Genomic DNA, 16,905 nt, shown 5'->3' on the forward strand with positions numbered 1-16,905 from the left:
TCAGGGGAGGGAATTACATATGTCATCACGGGACATTGTCCAATATTATGTAGTGAACAAGGAATTGAATATGTCAGCTGGAAAAATCGGTGCACAAACTGCACATGCAGCTACACTGAGCACGTTAGATTTGTTATCGGAATCATCATCCTTTTCTTCCTGCAGGGAATACTTTATCGAATGGTACCAATCGGGAATGACAAAGATTGTCTTGAGGGGAAGGCAAAAGGACTTGGAAAAGCTTGCCGAACAAGGTTACTACAGCATTCATGACAGCGGCCGAACCGAAATTGCCTCAGGTTCCCTGACCGTTGTCGCTTTGCCGCCGATGCCGAAAGCGGAAGCGAAAGAAAAAGTTGGCCACTTGTCATTGTTTAAATAAATACATAGAAGGAAAAACAAGTGAGGGAATAAGAAGGGAGTTATTTTGTATGTTCGCTAGACTAGACACTGTCATATTAAAGGTATCCAATTTGGAAAATGCCAAGCAATGGTATAAGGAAATACTCGAACTGGAAGAGATCTTTGATGGAGGCAATCACATCGTATTTAAAATAGGCCAGGGAGAAACACCGCTTACCATCATCCAAGGGGAACCGGCAGCTTATTCTACCGTCAAGCCGATTCTTTTTTCAGATGCCATCGAAGAGACTCAATTAAAACTAAAAGGCAAAGGTGTAGAAGTTGATGATATCCAGCAGGATGAGCCGGTCAGATTCTTCACTTTCAAGGACCCGGATGGCAACAACTTTGAAGTTTGTCATTTTTAGTAAGAGAAGAGACAGTCATTCACCACCCGATTCACTTATTAGAAACTCAAGCAAAAAAGCAGAGCATCCATTCGCTCTGCTTTAAAGAATTACCAGAATAGTCTCCTTCTCGGAGATGGAGTTCCTGGATACATACCATACTGTCCGTACTGGCCAGGCATACCGTACCCTGGAGCTGGAGACCCCTCGGCATAGGGTGGACCTGGAGCAAAGTAGCCTTCAGTCGGGCCAACCTGATAAGGTCCATAAGGAAGACCTGCGCCATAGCCCCAATTTCCTGTTCCCTGCATGAATTGAGGCTTAAACCCTTGCTGCGGGGTATACCCATATTGCGGGCCATATGGAGTGGCAGGCGTATAAGTATACTCGTTCCCCATTGGGTTCTGTCCCATTCCCATCATATCCCCGTTCATCGGATAAGGATTCATAGACGGCATATCGGACATCTGCATCGGGCTCAATCCTTGCTGCATACCATTCATTTCATATTGGTTCATTGGTGTCAGGTATTCTTCATCAATTCCGGACATTTGTAAAGGATTCAACTGAGATGGATATCCTTGCATGTCTCCATTTGTTTCACCGGTGTTCATTCCATAAGGATTCATAGGTGTCATATAATTTTGATCCATATCCGGGTAAAATTCAGTTGGATCAGAATACATCTGTCTATATTCGGGATCCATACCCGGATAATGATAAGGATACATATTCTTCAAATGAAATACCTTCCTTTCAACAATCATCATTTAACAACTTCCTTTACATCCTATTTAGCTTTACGAAAGGTGTGCCTATCCAATTAGGTATACAAGAGGGGGGATACGTTGAATGGTTCATAAAATGCAATAACAGCGCACATGTCTGCTTTACGAGGAAAAAGAGGCAATGGAAGAGGAAGAGGCTGATGTTTCAGCCTCACTTTTTGTTTTCAGGAATCTCGGTTGCTGCAAAGTCCCTCGTAAGATTACCCAGGTTCGTAGTCAATTCATCATCGGCAAGCGGAAGGCCATGTCCTACCACTGCGACTTGTGGTTTTAATCCTGCAAGTGTTTTTACCGATTGCTCTGCAGCCTGCCAATCAGTAGTGAAATATTGTGGGGGCCCGTGAATTTCCTGCTTTTGTGTCAGCACTTCATACAGCTTTTCCTGTTCCACATTGATGAAAGCATCACCGGCAATCATGGCTTTATCACTTTCTCTGAATAAGGATATATGTCCAGGTGTGTGACCCGGAGTATGGATGTATCTCCATGCCGGCAGCACAGGGATCGTTCCATCGTCCGGCAATACCTGCAGATGAGAACTGATATCTATGCTGTGGCGGGGAAACATTGAAGACATCTTTGCAACCAGGCCGGAATCGGCGTCTGTATTGGGCGGAGGATAGCTGCTTTTACCCGTAAGATAAGGCTTTTCAGCTGAATGTGCATATACGGGGACATTCCATTTCTCCAGAAGTCCATTCAGTGAACCGACATGATCGAAGTGACCGTGAGTCAATATGATTGCTTTGCAAACGGCATCCCCGCCAAAACGTTCCTTCACTGCTTTCAAGATCATTTCTTGAGAGTCAGGCATACCCGCATCCACCAATATGAATTCATTGCTTTCTTGAGGATTCCCGATCAGCGCAATATTGACGATTTGAACATTGAAGCAAAATAAATCAGGTAAAACTTCTATTCCCATCCCGCTGGTAACAGACGTCATCGGCATTTTCTTCATGTAATATCCTCCTTCACTTTTTCGTTGGTAGTATCTGTCACTCTGCTGTTGAATATGTGACAATTTATGTACGATATCTGACCTCAATCAATAAAAAAATGTCTCACCTTCAAAAAAATGTTTCCATACTCGAAATATTGTTTTACTATTTAAAAGGATGGAAATGAAGAGAGGCGAAATAACGGGAATGAAAACATATATACGAGAATGTGTAAGCAATTATAAAGCTTACAATTTCAATATCAAGATGGCTATCGCCGCTAACCTGCTAACTCAGATTGGCCTCGGTATTTTCATGACTTTATATAATCTTTACTTAAGGGATCTGGGGTACAGTGAACTGACTAACGGGAACGTCATTGCCATGACAGCTCTTGCCCAGACCATTTCCCTCGTTCCCGCCGGTCTCCTCAGTGACAAATTTGGAAGGAAAAAAGTGATGGCCATTGGGGCTTTGCTGGCATCGGTTACTTTGCTTGGAAGGTCTTTCTTTGAAGGCGAAACAATGCTGATCTTCCTTGCTTTTGGCAGTGGGGCGTTCATGTCTTTCATTCAAGTATCGATGATTCCCTGGCTTGCCGAAAACTCAAACGAAAAAGAAAGAGTGCAATTGTTTAGTTTTCACTTCGCGGTCATGATGGGGGCAAATGTTATCGGTAACCTTGCAGGAGGATTTTTGTCGGACTTTTTGTCATATATTGGATTCACATCACTTTCGAGCTTGCGAATAACATTGATTCTCGGCAGCCTGATCTATATTGCCGGAGTTCTCCCGATAGGGTTAATGAAAGAAACCACCATACGCAAACAACAAAACAGGCTTCTCGACAAAGAACAATGGAAAGGAAAAGGGAAGCAGTGGAAACTTGTGTTCTTATTCGTAGGAGCACAACTTATTATCGGCATTGGCTCGGGTCTTGTGGTTCCATACCTTAACCTTTACTTTGCCGACCGGTTCCACACCTCCCATTCTGCAATCGGGCTTATATTGTCACTTGGGCAGGGGGCAACCGCAATTGCGATGATTATCGGGCCAGCCGTTGTGAATAAAATAGGGGAAGTGAAAGCAGTCGTACTGCTGCAGCTGTTGTCCCTGCCGTTCTTACTATTGACCGGAATTACAACCAACTTGTATTTGGCTGTTTTCGGCTTCTTGTTCAGGCAGGCATTGATGAATGCGGGGAATCCCATTCAAATGGCGCTGATGATGAGAAAAGTCCCTGATGATAAAAAGGGGATTGCCAACTCATTGAGCCAAATGGCGTTTTCCTTCGGCTGGGCGACAATGGGACCGGTGTCCACTTACATTGTCGCTGCCTATGGTTCCTATTGGGGCTATTCGGTCGTATTCGCAATAACAGGTTGTATCTATTTAACAGGTTCAATTTACTTTTACTTGGTGTTTAACGAAAAAAAACCGACAGTATCGGAGCGTCCAGCTGCCATTTAATAAAAAAATTTCCAGAACCTCCTGATAAACCCTTAAATAAATGGTAAAATAAAGGTAATAATACATATTACTTTATCACCAGGGAGGAACCATACTATGGAAAATAAACCTTTGCACTATGATGGAAGCATTGCTGATCATTCTGGTAATGCAAACGATGAAACTGCTGAACGATTTATCATCTCAGCAGAAGCGAGAAAAAATATAGCTGGAAATCCTTATGAACTGAACACTGAAGAATAATCCAATTGGAGGAGCTGACTGCCATCAGCTTCTTTTTTTTAGGCTATTTTCGTAAACTTTGTGGCTATTTAATATAATCACAAAAATATCTCCATGATTGTCCTGAAATATCTCTTTAAGGATGGAAGAAAAGAGCTGCTCTCCCGATTCAGAAAGAAAATCCCCAATATCCAGGGGAAATCCGAAAGCAACAATCTATGCGAAAACAGCCTTTTTTCACGGGAAGAATCTCTTATTTTGTAAAAACCAAGCTTAATCGTTTGAGAGTCAGGAGCATTTTTTTTTACAATTTCCTTGAAACAGAGAATTTTCATTTGAAGCTAAAGAATAGACAATTATTAATTAGAACAAAATAAATTGTCAATTACATATAGAAAGGAACGGATTAAACATGGCAAAAGTTTTATATATCACAGCACACCCACATGATGACAAAGCTTCTTTCAGTATGGCAGCAGGACAAGCGTTTATTGAAGGCTATAAAGAGAGTAATCCGAATGATGAAGTGGTTCATATAGACCTGTACCGTGAAAACATTCCGCAAATCGATGTAGACGTGTTCAGCGGATGGGGCAAGCTTCAGAAGGGATCCGGATTTGAAGAACTATCAGAAGAGGAAAAAGCGAAAGTAGGAAGACTATCCGAATTAAGCGAACAGTTTGTGTCAGCAGACAAATATGTGTTTGTGACACCGCTCTGGAATTTCTCATTTCCTCCTGTCATGAAGGCCTACATTGACTCAGTGGCCGTCGCAGGAAAAGCATTCAAGTATACAGCCGAAGGACCGGTCGGACTACTGACCGACAAGAAGGCACTTCATATCCAGGCCCGGGGAGGGATCTACTCAGAAGGTCCGGCGGCAGCGATGGAAATGGGACACCGCTACCTAGACATCATCATGCAGTTCTTCGGCGTCCCGTCTTTCGAAGGGTTGTTCTTAGAAGGGCATAACGCAATGCCGGAAAAAGCACAGGAAATCAAAGAAAACGGGATTGCACGGGCAAAAGACCTGGCAAAGACTTTTTAATAGAGATTCCAGCAGATTTTTGGATTTGCTGGTTTTATTATTTCATTATTAAGGTTATTGACCATCTATAGAGGATTCTCAGTAGTCAGATGTGTTTTATGAGGGGTTTATTTACCAGCTACTCTCAATAAAAAACAAGCAGATGGCACTTAAGAGCCGGTTATCTACCAGCTACTGAGGGTCCATATTAATCAGATGGTATTTAAGTGGACTTTATTCACCAGCTACTCTCAATGAAAAACAAGCAGCTGGCACTTAAGAGCCGGTTATCTACCAGCTACAGAGGATCCATGTTAAGCAGATGGTATTTAAGTGGACTTTATTCACCAGCTACTCTCAATGAAAAACAAGCAGCTGGCACTTAAGAGCCGGTTATCTACCAGCTACAGAGGATCCATGTTAAGCAGATGGTATTTAAGTGGACTTTATTGACCAGCTACTCTCGATTAAAGCCAAACAGATGACACTAAGCACATATGCACCAGGACCGGATAAAGCACCCCCATAACTAAATGCAAATATAATCAAGCTCGCATAAACTCAGGATTTTTATAAAGATGAGCAACCCAGCCACCAGATTCGATAAACAGGCGGACAGCCACGACTTGTTTGTCTTTCATCAAAGTAAAGAAATGAGGATTTCCTTCCGGGACACAGGTGACATCGCCGGCCTCGAGCTCAACATCGAAGTAGCCTGTATCCTCACTTCATAAAGATTTCATGCCCGGTGGTGACCATGGGCATGTACCTGTCTTCAGAAGCTCCTCAATGTTCGGAGATGCTTCTGAAAGGGCAACAACATCCCAGCTGCTGGATTCGCGGTGTTCGGCCAATGACTTAATTTCAACTTTGAATGTATCAATGATTGTTTGCTTTTCTTCATCAGAGATCTGGCAGCGTTTCCGTAAGTCTGCGGGAAGTTTCGTAATGTCCCAGTCCTTATAGAGTACTTCTTCTTTTGACTAAAAAAACACGTACGTTTTCTTCACCTCAAATTGTCTCTCCAGAGTTTCTTACTTTGACCATGAACCAACCTCAATCCCAGTGCATTACTTTCTGCTTTTTTCTCGAGATTGTTTGTTGGCCCGTGTACAAGGTATTCCGCTGTAATATGTGTCAAAATGATTGCTCCTTTCATAAAAAAACCTCATCCCGGTGAGGAAGAGGTTTTATTTTCAAAGAAAAATAGAACTCTTATCTCTCAGCATCTATGCTGCAAGAATTAGCGCCGTGCTAAAAAAAGTCGGTTGCCGAGCATCATCGGGCCAGTCCCTCCGCCTGCTTTTGATAAGAATAGGTATCATTTTCACGTCAATGACATTATTAAAACTTTCTGTCCATACCGGTTAATTCGAAAGTTCAAAAAGGTTCAGCTTTCCAATCCTCTGTACTGCCTCTGCCAATACTTCTTCATCCTGGAGGAGTCCGACTCTGACAAAGCCCTCGCCATGTTCTCCGAAACCGATTCCGGGCGCTACCGCTACATGTGCTTCTTCAAGCAATTTCTTAAAGAAGCTCTCTGAAGTATATCCTTCCGGAACTGGCAGCCATGAGAAGAAAGATCCTTTTGGCGGCTCTACATTCCAGCCGATTTCTTTTAGACGGTCGAATAGAAAGTTCCGTCTCGATTGATATAGGGCTGTAAGTTCTTCGACGCATTTTTGCGAGTGGGTCAATGCAGTCGCAGCCGCTTCCTGTACACCGCCAAAAAGGCTCACATGCAAGTGGTCCTGCAATAGATTCAGTGCAGCAATGACGCTGGGGTTGCCCACCGCGAAACCGACTCTCCAGCCTGCCATGTTGTACGTTTTTGAGAGGGTATAGATTTCAATCCCGATATCTTTTGCACCCGGTGTTTGCATAAAGCTCAGTGGTTTATGGTTATCGAATCTGATAGCGCCGTAGGCAAGATCATGGACCACACAAATGTCATTCTCTTTTGCCAATTCGACAGTCTTTGAAAAAAATTCAGAAGTAGCAACCGCTCCAGTCGGATTATTTGGATAATTCAAGAACATTAATTTTGCCTTTTGTAACTTTTCAGCTTCGAGCCTGGTGTAATCAGGGAGGAAATTGTTTTCCTCAAGAAGGGGCATCGGTGCCATTTTTGCACGTGCAAGCGATATTCCCGACCAATAATCCGGATAACCGGGATCAGGCACCAGTGCAATATCCCCTTCATCCAGAAGGCACTGGCTCACTTCCACCAGTCCTGCTTTACCGCCGAATAGGACAGCCACTTCAGATTGAGGATCAATATCCACTCCATATTCCCGCTTATAAAAATCAGCTGCTGCTTCTTTCAAGAACGAATAGCCGCGAAAAGGGGGATATTTATGATAAAGGGGATTGGTTACAGCCTGCTGTGCCGACCGGACGATATGATCCGGCGTAGGCCGATCAGGGTTACCTTGCGCAAGGTTGATAACATGATGCCCCTCAGAAGTGACTTTACTTACGTCTTTGACCAGTTTAGCGAAAAACTGCTGAGGAAGGTTTTCTAATGTTTTGGAAGGTTTGAAATTTTTCATAAGACGCTCCTTTTGAAAGATTCTTGAAATTCTAGTAGCTTATGTTATATGGTTAAGGGAAAAAGTACAGCTAATTTTTTGAATATTGCGAGGAGTGTGGTTATATGGCTTTAAGGATAGCATGCATGCAGATTGATATCGAGTTTGGTGATCCGGAAAAGAACAGACAAACGGTGAAAGAAGAATTCCACAACTTGTTTCAGAGAGAAAAAGATCTTGATGTAGTCGTGCTTCCAGAATTATGGACGACCGGATATGATCTAACAAGGCTTGATGAAATATCTGACAAAGAAGGGACGAAATCAAAAGAATTCCTTTCCAACCTTGCTAAAAAATACAGTACCAATATTGTCGGAGGTTCTGTAGCCAAGAAAAGCGGCGGGTCCGTGACCAATACCCTGTATTCTTTTGCAAGGAGCGGAGAGCTTCTCGGCGAATACAGCAAGGTCCATCTGTTTAAGCTGATGGATGAGCATCATTACCTTTCTGCCGGCAGCAGCAGCGGGGCTGTCACCATTGAGGGGGTGCCTTCAGCCGCTTTTATTTGCTATGACATCCGCTTTCCGGAATGGATGAGAACCCACACGGCCGGAGGGGCAGAAGTCCTGTACGTTGTCGCTGAATGGCCGCTGGCAAGGGTGAATCACTGGCGAACCCTTCTGTTGGCCCGTGCCATTGAAAATCAATGTTATATTGTTGCCTGTAACAGGTGCGGCAGTGATCCGAACAATGAATTTGCCGGCCATTCGATGATCATCTCCCCATGGGGTGAAATACTTGCAGAAGCCGGAGAAGGCAGAGAAGTGATAACCGCTGACATCGATTTAACAAAAGTAAAAGAAGTAAGAAAGCAGATACCGATTTTTCAGGATCGCCGTCCGGAACTATATTAAGTTGTTTATGACCCCAATCTCATAATTATTTCTTTTTCCAGATATTCTTGTCATGCGTGGTCCGGTACTTCTGATAACCACTTCAAAGGATAATATGAAGTCACACACCCTCTTGTTTTTGTCAAGCCAATATAATTACAGCAACAGTAAGCTCGGGTATAATGAAAGAAAAAAACGAGGGAATTCTATGGCCAAAAAACGTTACGAGAATCTGGACAATATAAGCAACCAAAAATCATTAACTGATTTAATGAAGTGGTTCAAGGAAAGACGCAGCAAAGTAAAGGATTTAACGACTCAAATCCCTCATAACTCTGTAAAAGACATCAAGAAACTGCAAAACAACAGGGAAGAGCAAACCATCACCTGGATCGGCCATTCAACATTCCTGATCCAACTGAACGGCATGAATATCCTGACAGACCCTGTATGGGCGAAGAGGATGGGGGTGGGCAAGAGGCTGACCGAACCGGGATTGACGTTAACAGATATCCCTGAAGTTGACATTGTCGTGATCTCTCATGGACATTACGATCACTTAGACTTTGCTTCTATTAAAAGACTGAGGGGCAACCCGGTATTTTATGTTCCGGAAGGACTTCGGTCTGCCTTTACCAGAAGAGGTTACCAAAAGGTGAAAGAAGCGAACTGGTGGGATACCTTTAATGAAGGGGCGCTGAAAATCGATTTTGTCCCGGCTCAGCATTGGACAAAACGCACCCTGACCGATACCAATACCTCACATTGGGGTGGATGGGTATTCCGGGCTGAAGGCAGTAAACCGATTTATTTCGCAGGAGACACAGGATATTTCAGAGGATTCAGGGAGACAGCCGCAAGATTGTCACCTGAAATAATTTTAATGCCCATCGGCGCCTATGAACCTGAATGGTTTATGAAAGACAGCCACATCAATCCGGAGGATGCCGTCAAAGCCTTCACAGAGATGGAAGGGAAACTCTTCATTCCCATGCATTATGGTGCATACCGCCTTGCCGATGATACTGGGGATGAGGCATTGGAGCGACTATATGCTGAATGGGAAAGAAGAGAACTGGAAGCCGGAAAATTAAAGGTCTTCAACCTTGGAGAAACATTGTGGATGTGACCGATAGTATAAAATATTTGAGTACTGAAAGGTAAAGTTGAGTTTCCCAGAAAAATTAATCCGCCACTATTTTGCCCCTTTTGAATATATATGATTATTAGGATTGACAAAAGGAGGTATGCATCACTATGGCTGTACTTAAAGCCCCGGAAGCACACGTGAAACTTTTGGCAAGATTGATGAGGGCAGAAGCGGAAGGTGATGGACGTCTGGGTATGCTGACAGTTGGGAACGTCGGAGTGAACCGGGTCATTTCAAACTGCCTTGATTTCAAGGAATTACGAAACCTCAATGATATGGTGTATCAAAGACCGGGCGGATTTGAAGCGACTGTGAAAGGATATTTTTATCAGCGTGCAAGAGAGAAGGATATAGGGTTGGCAAGGCAGGTTATTAAAGGGTGGAAGTATCATCCAGCTTCCTATGCCTTGTGGTTCTACAGGCCGGAAGGGGACTGTCCGCCGACCTGGTATGACCAGCGCAATGTCGGCAGGTTCAAATCACACTGCTTTTTTGCACCAAGCCGCGAAGACTGTCCACAAGTGTATTTTTGATTCTGTTCAACTTGATACAAATCTGACGCTGAAAAGGGAAGGTGCCAACCATGCACCTTCCCTTTTTCGATTGGACACTAAATAAATAATTTGTTTTTCACCAGCAAAGTTTACAAAAAAATCGACAGGTTATGATATAACTAATACAGACAGAGTGAACAGGAGGAAAGAGATGCTGATAAAAACAATAAAGACCTACATAGAAGAAGAGATGAAAGAAAACAAAATTGAGTTGTTCTCTGACGAAAGGGTGTTTGCTGAGGAGAATGGTTTGCTGCCAGAGGGCAGTGCCATTGAGCCATTAGACGATACGGTCAGGTTTCACGATGCCTTAATCGAGAGAGTGGATAAAGAAACAGAAGAATTAATAAAAACAGAAGAAACACCACAGTTTTTACAGACGCCCGTCAATTTTGTAAAACAACACCCAAACGAATTTTTATATGTGGACAGCAAGTGGTTTGATCTCATTAGAGTGGACGGACTTACCCTTGAAGTGGATGATGTTTTTGGGCATTATAGCGTCCTTACGGGAATCAAGCAGCAGAAAAAGACTGGTAATGAATTCAAATCGCTGCTGGCAGCCAAGCTGAACGGTGGAGAAGAAAATATTCAGCTTATGTGGAATGATAAAGATGGACTTTTTGATCTGAATTTTTCACTTGATAAGCTGGAAGGATTCAATGAGAATGAATCACTCGCCAGAACATTGCAGCTGATTTATCACTTCTTATTTGAAGTGGTAAAAGAATTGGAAGCAGCTAAATTATAGAAAAGGCTGGGACAAAACCTGTTTTCGCAATGAATGTGTCTGAGTAAAAAGAATGGATTTCCGCTCCAGGTGCACGACTCCGCGGGGCGGGCGGTGAGCCTCCTCGGCTTTGCCTGCGGGGTCTCACCTGTCCCGCTAGTCCCGCAGGAGGTCGCGCACCTTCCGCTCCAATCCCCCTACGTTCAGGGAGCAGCGGTAAATAACCTTATAAGTAACATTTTTAAGATAAGAGCATAATAACATGAATGAACCGCAAGAAGTCAATAGTATATATCCTTGACCTCATGCGGTTTTATTTTCGAAAATTTCTGCATAAATCAATTGGTTTTCAACTTATGTCCCAGCCTCTATATTTTCCATCGCAAGGTTAATGATATGACCTTCTTCATGAACTCTTCAAACGTAAAATGGGGACCGTTTGTCTGGTTAAACCATGTCCGGACTGTTTCCATCAACCAGGAAGGGAGCGGCCTTCCATCAATGAACCTGTAATATTGTTCATACCCTTTCTTCAAGTACTCCCACCGCTGATCATTTCCAGGCTGGACATACTCTGACACATCAATGATTTTCACCCGGCCATTTTGCAGCATGATATTTTTTAAATGTATATCTCTCGGGTTGAGGCCAAGACTGCGGATATAGTCACGGGCAGCTTCTACTTCGTGGATCACAGAGGGTGGAATGCTGACACCCTGAAGGAGGCAGTCATAAAGAGTTACACCTTCTTCATAACTTAAGACAAGAAAATTATCGCCGCTTCCACATTTCCTCGAAAAAGAGGGATAATCCCCGATACGGTTATAGACCTGTTCCTCAATGGCCTTCTTGAACACTTTCTCTTCTGCATAGACTTTAAAAGCAAGATCAGGAACCAGCTTAGAGCGAAACACTGCTGCATCGGTACCTGTCCCGATTAAAAGGAGGCCCTCTGTATTTCCATCTATTGAGACAGGCTCATTATTGGGACTAGCTTTAATTTGCAGTTTGCTTAATAGGGGTATTACCGCCTGCCACTCTTCCTTCATAGTTTTCACTCCTATTTTCTCTTATTCTTATAGTATAGTATAAGAAAACAAATGAAATGAGGAAAAAGATGTTTATCCCAAAAGAATTTAAAGTCGAAGATGAGAAGCAGCTACTGCAATTTATTGAAGAAAACAGTTTTGGCATATTGTTTTCTCAAGACAGCGGCCAACCTCAGGCTACACACTTACCTTTTATCCTCTCAGACAAGAAGAAACCGGAATTAATCGGCCATATCGCCAAAGCAAATTCTCAATGGAAAACCATGGACGGAAAGCAGGTGCTGGTCGTCTTTTCCGGACCTCATTCTTACATTTCGGCATCCTGGTATAAGGATAGAAAGAATGTTCCTACATGGAACTATGTGGCGGTACATGTACATGGTACGGTTGAAATTATTACAAAGCAAGCTGAATTACTATCGATTTTAAAAGAATCAGTGAACTTCTATGAAAAAGAATTACCCACCCCTTGGACACTTGATCAAGAACAGGAGACGGTTAACCGGCTTTTGAACGGCATCATCGGATTTAAGATTAACATTGAGAGAATAGAAGGAAAGTGGAAGCTGAACCAGAATAAAAGCAAAGAGAATAAAGAGGAAGTCATCAAAAACCTCAGAGAGCAAAAAATGTATGATTCAGACATAATCGCTGATTTGATGGAAGAGGAGGGGGAGAATTGATCTTTGAGATGACCTATCAAGTAAGAGTAGAGGAATTCTCCCAGGCCGTTCATTGGTATAAAACGCTTTTAAACAAGGAGCCTGACTTTGCCCCGCATGAAAATTTTGCTGAGTGGAAAATCCTCCCGGGATGCTGGATTCAGGTATCAAGAGGAAAACCCTCACAGGGAAGCGGACCGATCCGCTTAGGGGTTTACAATATAGAAGAGGAACGCAAGCGGCTTTTGAAAGAGTTCCAAATGGTATCCTTTGAAATTAACAGCAGGGAAGAGGTCCCTGTAAAATGGGCAACATTCCAAGACCCCTGGGGCAATCAGATTGGATTTTTCGAATATTTGAATGAAGAAGAGAGAGACCTGAAAATAGATGAAGTTTTGGGAGGCAGTAAAGAGAGCTGGTAATACACCAGCTCTCTTTGTTTATCTTTAACTCTACATTGACAAAAGTCAGAAAAAACAACCCATTGAACGTTTTTGAAAGAAAATGAATTTTTATGATTGAAAAATGAAAAGGCTTACTTTATAATGAAGGTAATTCATATTGAATTGGAGGATTAACATGCTTACTCCAGAACGCCAGCAGATCATCCTGTCTTTAGTAAAAGAAAAAGGGGTCGTTAAGCTGCAGGAATTAATTGAAGAAACAAACGCATCAGAATCGACTATTAGACGAGATCTAATTCAATTAGAAGATGAAAAAAAATTAAAAAGGGTGCATGGCGGAGCTTCCTTGCTGCAAGGAAAAAGAAGTGAGCCAAGCATGACAGAGAAATCATTCAAAAACCTTCATGATAAAATTTCAATCGCTAAAGCGGCGGCTTCGTTCATCGAGGATGGAGATTCCATTTTCCTTGACGCCGGAACAACCACACAACAAATGATTTCTTTTCTTGATCAGAAGGACTTAACTGTTGTGACCAATGGAATTACGCTCATCGAACCACTGCTTGAAAAAGGCATCACCACATACCTGTTGGGCGGTGCCGTCAAAGGATCTACCCGGGCATTAATCGGGAGAGCGGCTTACGTAACTTTGAAAACCTACCGTTTTGACAAGTGCTTTATAGGAACAAACGGTGTGGATCTTGACTATGGCTACACCACACCGGATCCTGAGGAAGCGCTGATCAAGCAGACAGCTTTAGAACTTTCTCAAGAAGGATTCATTCTTGCCGATCACTCAAAAATCGGAGAAGTATCTTTCAGCAAAATTGCTGACATAGAGGAAGCCACGCTTGTCACCAATAAGACCAGCGAAACCATTCACCTATATGAGCAGCGAACTTCACTAAAGGTTGTGACAACATGATTTACACACTGACACTGAACCCCTCCATTGACTATTTCGTCACTGTAGAAGAATTAGCCATGGGGGAAACAAACCGAATGGAGCAGGAATCCAAGGCTCCAGGGGGAAAAGGCATAAACGTATCACGGGTCCTGACTTCATTGGGAATCGATAATACGGCATTAGGATTTTTAGGAGGATTTACCGGCCAGTATATCCTTGATGAATTACAAAAAGAAAGCATCAATACAGACTTTATCAAGGTGAACGGCGATACCCGCATCAACATTAAACTCCGCGGTCCAGAGGAAACAGAGATCAATGGCATCGGCCCGGAAATAACAGAAGAAGCATTGTCCGGTTTAATAGCACAGCTTGACCGGTTAACTAAAGGTGACGTCCTTGTCCTGGCAGGAAGCATTCCTGCTGCTATGTCTTCCAGCTTTTACGAACAGGCAATTGGGCAAGTACAGAGCAAGGGAGTCAAAATCGTTGTAGATACAACGAAAGAAAAACTGTTGGACGTGTTAAAATACAAGCCTTTCCTGATTAAACCGAATCATCACGAGCTGGGTGAATTGTTTGATGTATCCATCACTACGAAAGAAGAGGCTGTCCCTTATGGTCAGAAGCTTGTAGAGATGGGTGCCGAAAACGTTATCGTATCAATGGGCGGCAATGGAACAATGCTTTTCTCAGCCAATACAGCACGGTTTGCACCTGTTCCACAAGGAGAGCTTGTCAATTCTGTAGGAGCCGGGGATTCGGTAGTAGCCGGTTTCCTTGCAGCCTATCAGCAAACGGGAGACCCGCTCAATAGTTTCCGTTACGGAGCTGCGGCTGGAAGTGCGACTGCTTATTCTTCAGGCTTCTGTACAAAAGAAACCATTGAAAAACTGTTAGACCAAATAGAGATAGAGCCTATTACGGGGAGGGACTGAACATGAGGATTACAGAATTATTAAAAAAAGATACAATCATCCTCAATTTGAAAGCAGCTTCAAAAGGAGCTGTCATCGATGAACTTACATCAAAGCTTGATGATGCGGGCAAATTGAACGATCGACACCTTTTTAAGAAAGCGATTTTAGCAAGAGAAGAGCAAAGCACGACAGGAATTGGTGAAGGGATCGCCATCCCCCATGCCAAAACAGCGGCAGTCAAGACTCCCGCGATCGCTTTTGGACGCTCAACGGATGGGATTGATTACGAAGCACTAGACGGCCAAAACAGCCATCTATTCTTCATGATCGCAGCTTCTGAAGGAGCAAACAACGCCCATCTTGAAACATTATCACGCCTATCATCTCTATTGATGGATGATGCTTTCAGAAAGAAATTGTTGAGTGCAGCAACTGAAGAAGAAGTTCTGAATTTAATTGATGAAAAAGAAAAGGAAGTACTGGAAGAGGCAGAACCTGAAAGCACACCTGGAATTACAGGAAAAGTGTTAGCTGTTACAGCATGCCCTACAGGGATTGCCCATACGTATATGGCGGCTGATTCCCTTAAAGCCAAAGCGAAAGAAAAGAATATTGATATTAAGGTTGAAACCAACGGTTCCAGTGGAGCGAAAAACCAATTAACAAAAGAAGAAATCGAAAATGCTGTGGCGATCATCGTAGCAGCTGATACGAAAGTCGAAATGGAACGCTTCAAAGGGAAGAGAGTCATTCAGGTTCCCGTAGCTGAAGGAATCCGAAACCCTGAAAGCCTGTTGGACAGGGCGGTCAATGGTGACGCACCTGTTTACGAAGGCAGCGGAAAAGCGTCCGAAGAAACAGGAGAAGCAAAAGAAACACGCAGCGGTTTCTATAAGCACTTAATGAACGGTGTTTCTAACATGCTTCCATTTGTTGTCGGCGGCGGTATCTTAATTGCAATTTCTTTCATGTTTGGAATTGAAGCATTCGATCCTACTCACGAAACGTATCACCCAATTGCAGAAGCATTGATGACAATCGGTGGCGGTTCAGGTGCTTTTGGCCTGATGATCCCGGTTCTTGCAGCATTCATTGCGATGAGTATTGCTGACAGACCTGGTTTTGCTGCAGGTATGGTCGGCGGTTTCCTTGCAGCTTCCGGAGGCGGCGGATTCCTTGGCGGACTGATTGCCGGATTCCTTGCAGGTTATATTGTTCTTCTTTTAAAGAAAGCTTTTGCCAAGCTTCCTGATTGGATGGAAGGGTTAAAACCTGTATTGCTTTATCCTATTTTCGGTATTTTAATCACTGGCCTCATCATGTTGTTTGTTGTTAATGAACCAGTAGCTTTCCTTAACGAACAGTTACAAGAGTGGCTTGGCGGTATGGGAACGACCAACCTTGTTCTGCTGGGTCTTCTCCTCGGCGGTATGATGGCGGTAGACTTGGGTGGCCCGATCAATAAGGCAGCCTTCACATTCGGTATCGCGATGATCGATGCAGGAAACTTCGGACCTCATGCAGCTGTAATGGCTGGAGGTATGGCACCTCCGTTAGGATTGGCGCTTGCTACTACTTTCTTCAAGAGCAAATTCACTGCTCAAGAAAGAAAAGCGGGAATCACTTGCTACTTCATGGGTGCATCCTTCATTACAGAAGGTGCCATTCCATTTGCGGCAGCAGATCCCGGACGCGTAATTCCTTCGGCGATTGTCGGCTCAGCAGTAGCTGGCGGCCTTGCAATGGCATTCGGAATCGGCCTTCCTGCACCACACGGCGGACTCTTTGTCTTCCCAATCGTAAACGGAAATCCATTACTTTATCTTCTGGCCGTATTAATCGGTTCAGTAGTAACAGCATTAATGGTTGGATTCCTGAAAAAACCTATTAAGCAATAATGTAAAAAGT

General features: G+C 43.4%; 19 protein-coding genes, 1 pseudogene and 1 riboswitch. Of the genes and pseudogenes, 14 read left to right on the top strand and 6 right to left on the bottom strand.

What is annotated here, in order from left to right:
• Positions 1-19: 19 nt before the first annotated feature.
• Together M1E09_RS11785 and M1E09_RS11790 are read left to right on the top strand one after the other, a co-directional pair.
• Complete coding sequence (locus M1E09_RS11785; protein WP_456271071.1) at positions 20-382, top strand: aminoacyl-tRNA hydrolase; 363 nt, start codon at positions 20-22, stop codon at positions 380-382.
• A gap of 49 nt (positions 383-431) precedes the next feature.
• Complete coding sequence (locus M1E09_RS11790) at positions 432-770, top strand: VOC family protein (protein WP_456271072.1); 339 nt, start codon at positions 432-434, stop codon at positions 768-770.
• 89 nt (positions 771-859) lie between these two features.
• Here the strand turns inward: M1E09_RS11790 and M1E09_RS11795 are convergent, their stop codons facing one another.
• Positions 860-1,519 (bottom strand): hypothetical protein, encoded by a 660-nt coding sequence (locus M1E09_RS11795; RefSeq protein WP_456271073.1) that lies wholly within the window; start codon positions 1,517-1,519, stop codon positions 860-862.
• 169 nt (positions 1,520-1,688) lie between these two features.
• The gene (locus M1E09_RS11800) at positions 1,689-2,498 is read right to left on the bottom strand and encodes an MBL fold metallo-hydrolase (RefSeq protein ID WP_456271074.1); all 810 of its coding nucleotides are present in this window, start codon (positions 2,496-2,498) and stop codon (positions 1,689-1,691) included.
• A gap of 163 nt (positions 2,499-2,661) precedes the next feature.
• On the opposite strand from M1E09_RS11800, the gene M1E09_RS11805 reads away from it, so the two are divergent.
• From M1E09_RS11805 to M1E09_RS11815, 3 genes are all read left to right on the top strand, one after another.
• The gene (locus M1E09_RS11805) at positions 2,662-3,948 is read left to right on the top strand and encodes an MFS transporter (RefSeq protein ID WP_456271075.1); all 1,287 of its coding nucleotides are present in this window, start codon (positions 2,662-2,664) and stop codon (positions 3,946-3,948) included.
• Positions 3,949-4,044: 96 nt separating this feature from the next.
• The gene (locus tag M1E09_RS11810; RefSeq protein ID WP_456271076.1) at positions 4,045-4,191 is read left to right on the top strand and encodes a hypothetical protein; all 147 of its coding nucleotides are present in this window, start codon (positions 4,045-4,047) and stop codon (positions 4,189-4,191) included.
• Between the two features lie 391 nt (positions 4,192-4,582).
• Positions 4,583-5,218, top strand: coding sequence for an FMN-dependent NADH-azoreductase (locus tag M1E09_RS11815; RefSeq protein ID WP_456271077.1), 636 nt, complete (start codon positions 4,583-4,585; stop codon positions 5,216-5,218).
• 524 nt (positions 5,219-5,742) lie between these two features.
• On the opposite strand, the pseudogene M1E09_RS11820 reads toward M1E09_RS11815, so the two are convergent.
• The 3 genes and pseudogenes from M1E09_RS11820 to M1E09_RS11830 form a co-directional block, all read right to left on the bottom strand.
• A pseudogene (locus tag M1E09_RS11820) lies at positions 5,743-6,244 on the bottom strand (acireductone dioxygenase).
• Positions 6,204-6,356 (bottom strand): hypothetical protein, encoded by a 153-nt coding sequence (locus M1E09_RS11825; RefSeq protein WP_456275056.1) that lies wholly within the window; start codon positions 6,354-6,356, stop codon positions 6,204-6,206. Before M1E09_RS11825 ends, M1E09_RS11820 begins: the two are co-directional and overlap by 41 nt.
• 53 nt (positions 6,357-6,409) lie before the next feature.
• Positions 6,410-6,512, bottom strand: a riboswitch (SAM riboswitch).
• A 52-nt stretch (positions 6,513-6,564) separates the two neighbouring features.
• Positions 6,565-7,749: an aminotransferase class I/II-fold pyridoxal phosphate-dependent enzyme gene (locus M1E09_RS11830; protein WP_456271078.1), complete on the bottom strand. Its 1,185-nt coding sequence runs from the start codon at positions 7,747-7,749 to the stop codon at positions 6,565-6,567.
• Positions 7,750-7,853: 104 nt separating this feature from the next.
• On the opposite strand from M1E09_RS11830, the gene M1E09_RS11835 reads away from it, so the two are divergent.
• From M1E09_RS11835 to M1E09_RS11850, 4 genes are all read left to right on the top strand, one after another.
• Complete coding sequence (locus M1E09_RS11835; RefSeq protein WP_456271079.1) at positions 7,854-8,642, top strand: carbon-nitrogen family hydrolase; 789 nt, start codon at positions 7,854-7,856, stop codon at positions 8,640-8,642.
• Positions 8,643-8,829: 187 nt separating this feature from the next.
• Complete coding sequence (locus M1E09_RS11840; RefSeq protein ID WP_456271080.1) at positions 8,830-9,750, top strand: MBL fold metallo-hydrolase; 921 nt, start codon at positions 8,830-8,832, stop codon at positions 9,748-9,750.
• Between the two features lie 128 nt (positions 9,751-9,878).
• On the top strand, positions 9,879-10,304 hold the full coding sequence (locus tag M1E09_RS11845; RefSeq protein ID WP_456271081.1) for a cell wall hydrolase: 426 nt from the start codon (positions 9,879-9,881) through the stop codon (positions 10,302-10,304).
• A 172-nt stretch (positions 10,305-10,476) separates the two neighbouring features.
• Positions 10,477-11,076 (top strand): hypothetical protein, encoded by a 600-nt coding sequence (locus M1E09_RS11850; RefSeq protein WP_456271082.1) that lies wholly within the window; start codon positions 10,477-10,479, stop codon positions 11,074-11,076.
• A gap of 347 nt (positions 11,077-11,423) precedes the next feature.
• Here the strand turns inward: M1E09_RS11850 and M1E09_RS11855 are convergent, their stop codons facing one another.
• The gene (locus M1E09_RS11855; RefSeq protein ID WP_456271083.1) at positions 11,424-12,104 is read right to left on the bottom strand and encodes a serine/threonine protein kinase; all 681 of its coding nucleotides are present in this window, start codon (positions 12,102-12,104) and stop codon (positions 11,424-11,426) included.
• Between the two features lie 68 nt (positions 12,105-12,172).
• Here M1E09_RS11855 and M1E09_RS11860 point away from each other — a divergent pair, with 68 nt between their 5' ends.
• The 5 genes from M1E09_RS11860 (at position 12,173) to M1E09_RS11880 (ending at position 16,895) form a co-directional block, all read left to right on the top strand.
• Positions 12,173-12,787: an FMN-binding negative transcriptional regulator gene (locus M1E09_RS11860; RefSeq protein ID WP_456271084.1), complete on the top strand. Its 615-nt coding sequence runs from the start codon at positions 12,173-12,175 to the stop codon at positions 12,785-12,787.
• Complete coding sequence (locus M1E09_RS11865) at positions 12,784-13,188, top strand: VOC family protein (RefSeq protein ID WP_456271085.1); 405 nt, start codon at positions 12,784-12,786, stop codon at positions 13,186-13,188. The genes M1E09_RS11860 and M1E09_RS11865 overlap by 4 nt, the downstream gene beginning before the upstream one ends.
• 157 nt (positions 13,189-13,345) lie before the next feature.
• Positions 13,346-14,095, top strand: coding sequence for a DeoR/GlpR family DNA-binding transcription regulator (locus tag M1E09_RS11870; protein ID WP_456271086.1), 750 nt, complete (start codon positions 13,346-13,348; stop codon positions 14,093-14,095).
• Complete coding sequence (pfkB, locus tag M1E09_RS11875; protein WP_456271087.1) at positions 14,092-15,015, top strand: 1-phosphofructokinase; 924 nt, start codon at positions 14,092-14,094, stop codon at positions 15,013-15,015. Before M1E09_RS11870 ends, pfkB begins: the two co-directional genes overlap by 4 nt.
• A gap of 2 nt (positions 15,016-15,017) precedes the next feature.
• The gene (locus tag M1E09_RS11880; RefSeq protein ID WP_456271088.1) at positions 15,018-16,895 is read left to right on the top strand and encodes a PTS fructose transporter subunit IIABC; all 1,878 of its coding nucleotides are present in this window, start codon (positions 15,018-15,020) and stop codon (positions 16,893-16,895) included.
• The last annotated feature ends 10 nt before the right edge of the window (positions 16,896-16,905 follow it).

The sequence above is a fragment of the Bacillus sp. AK031 genome, from assembly GCF_053903065.1.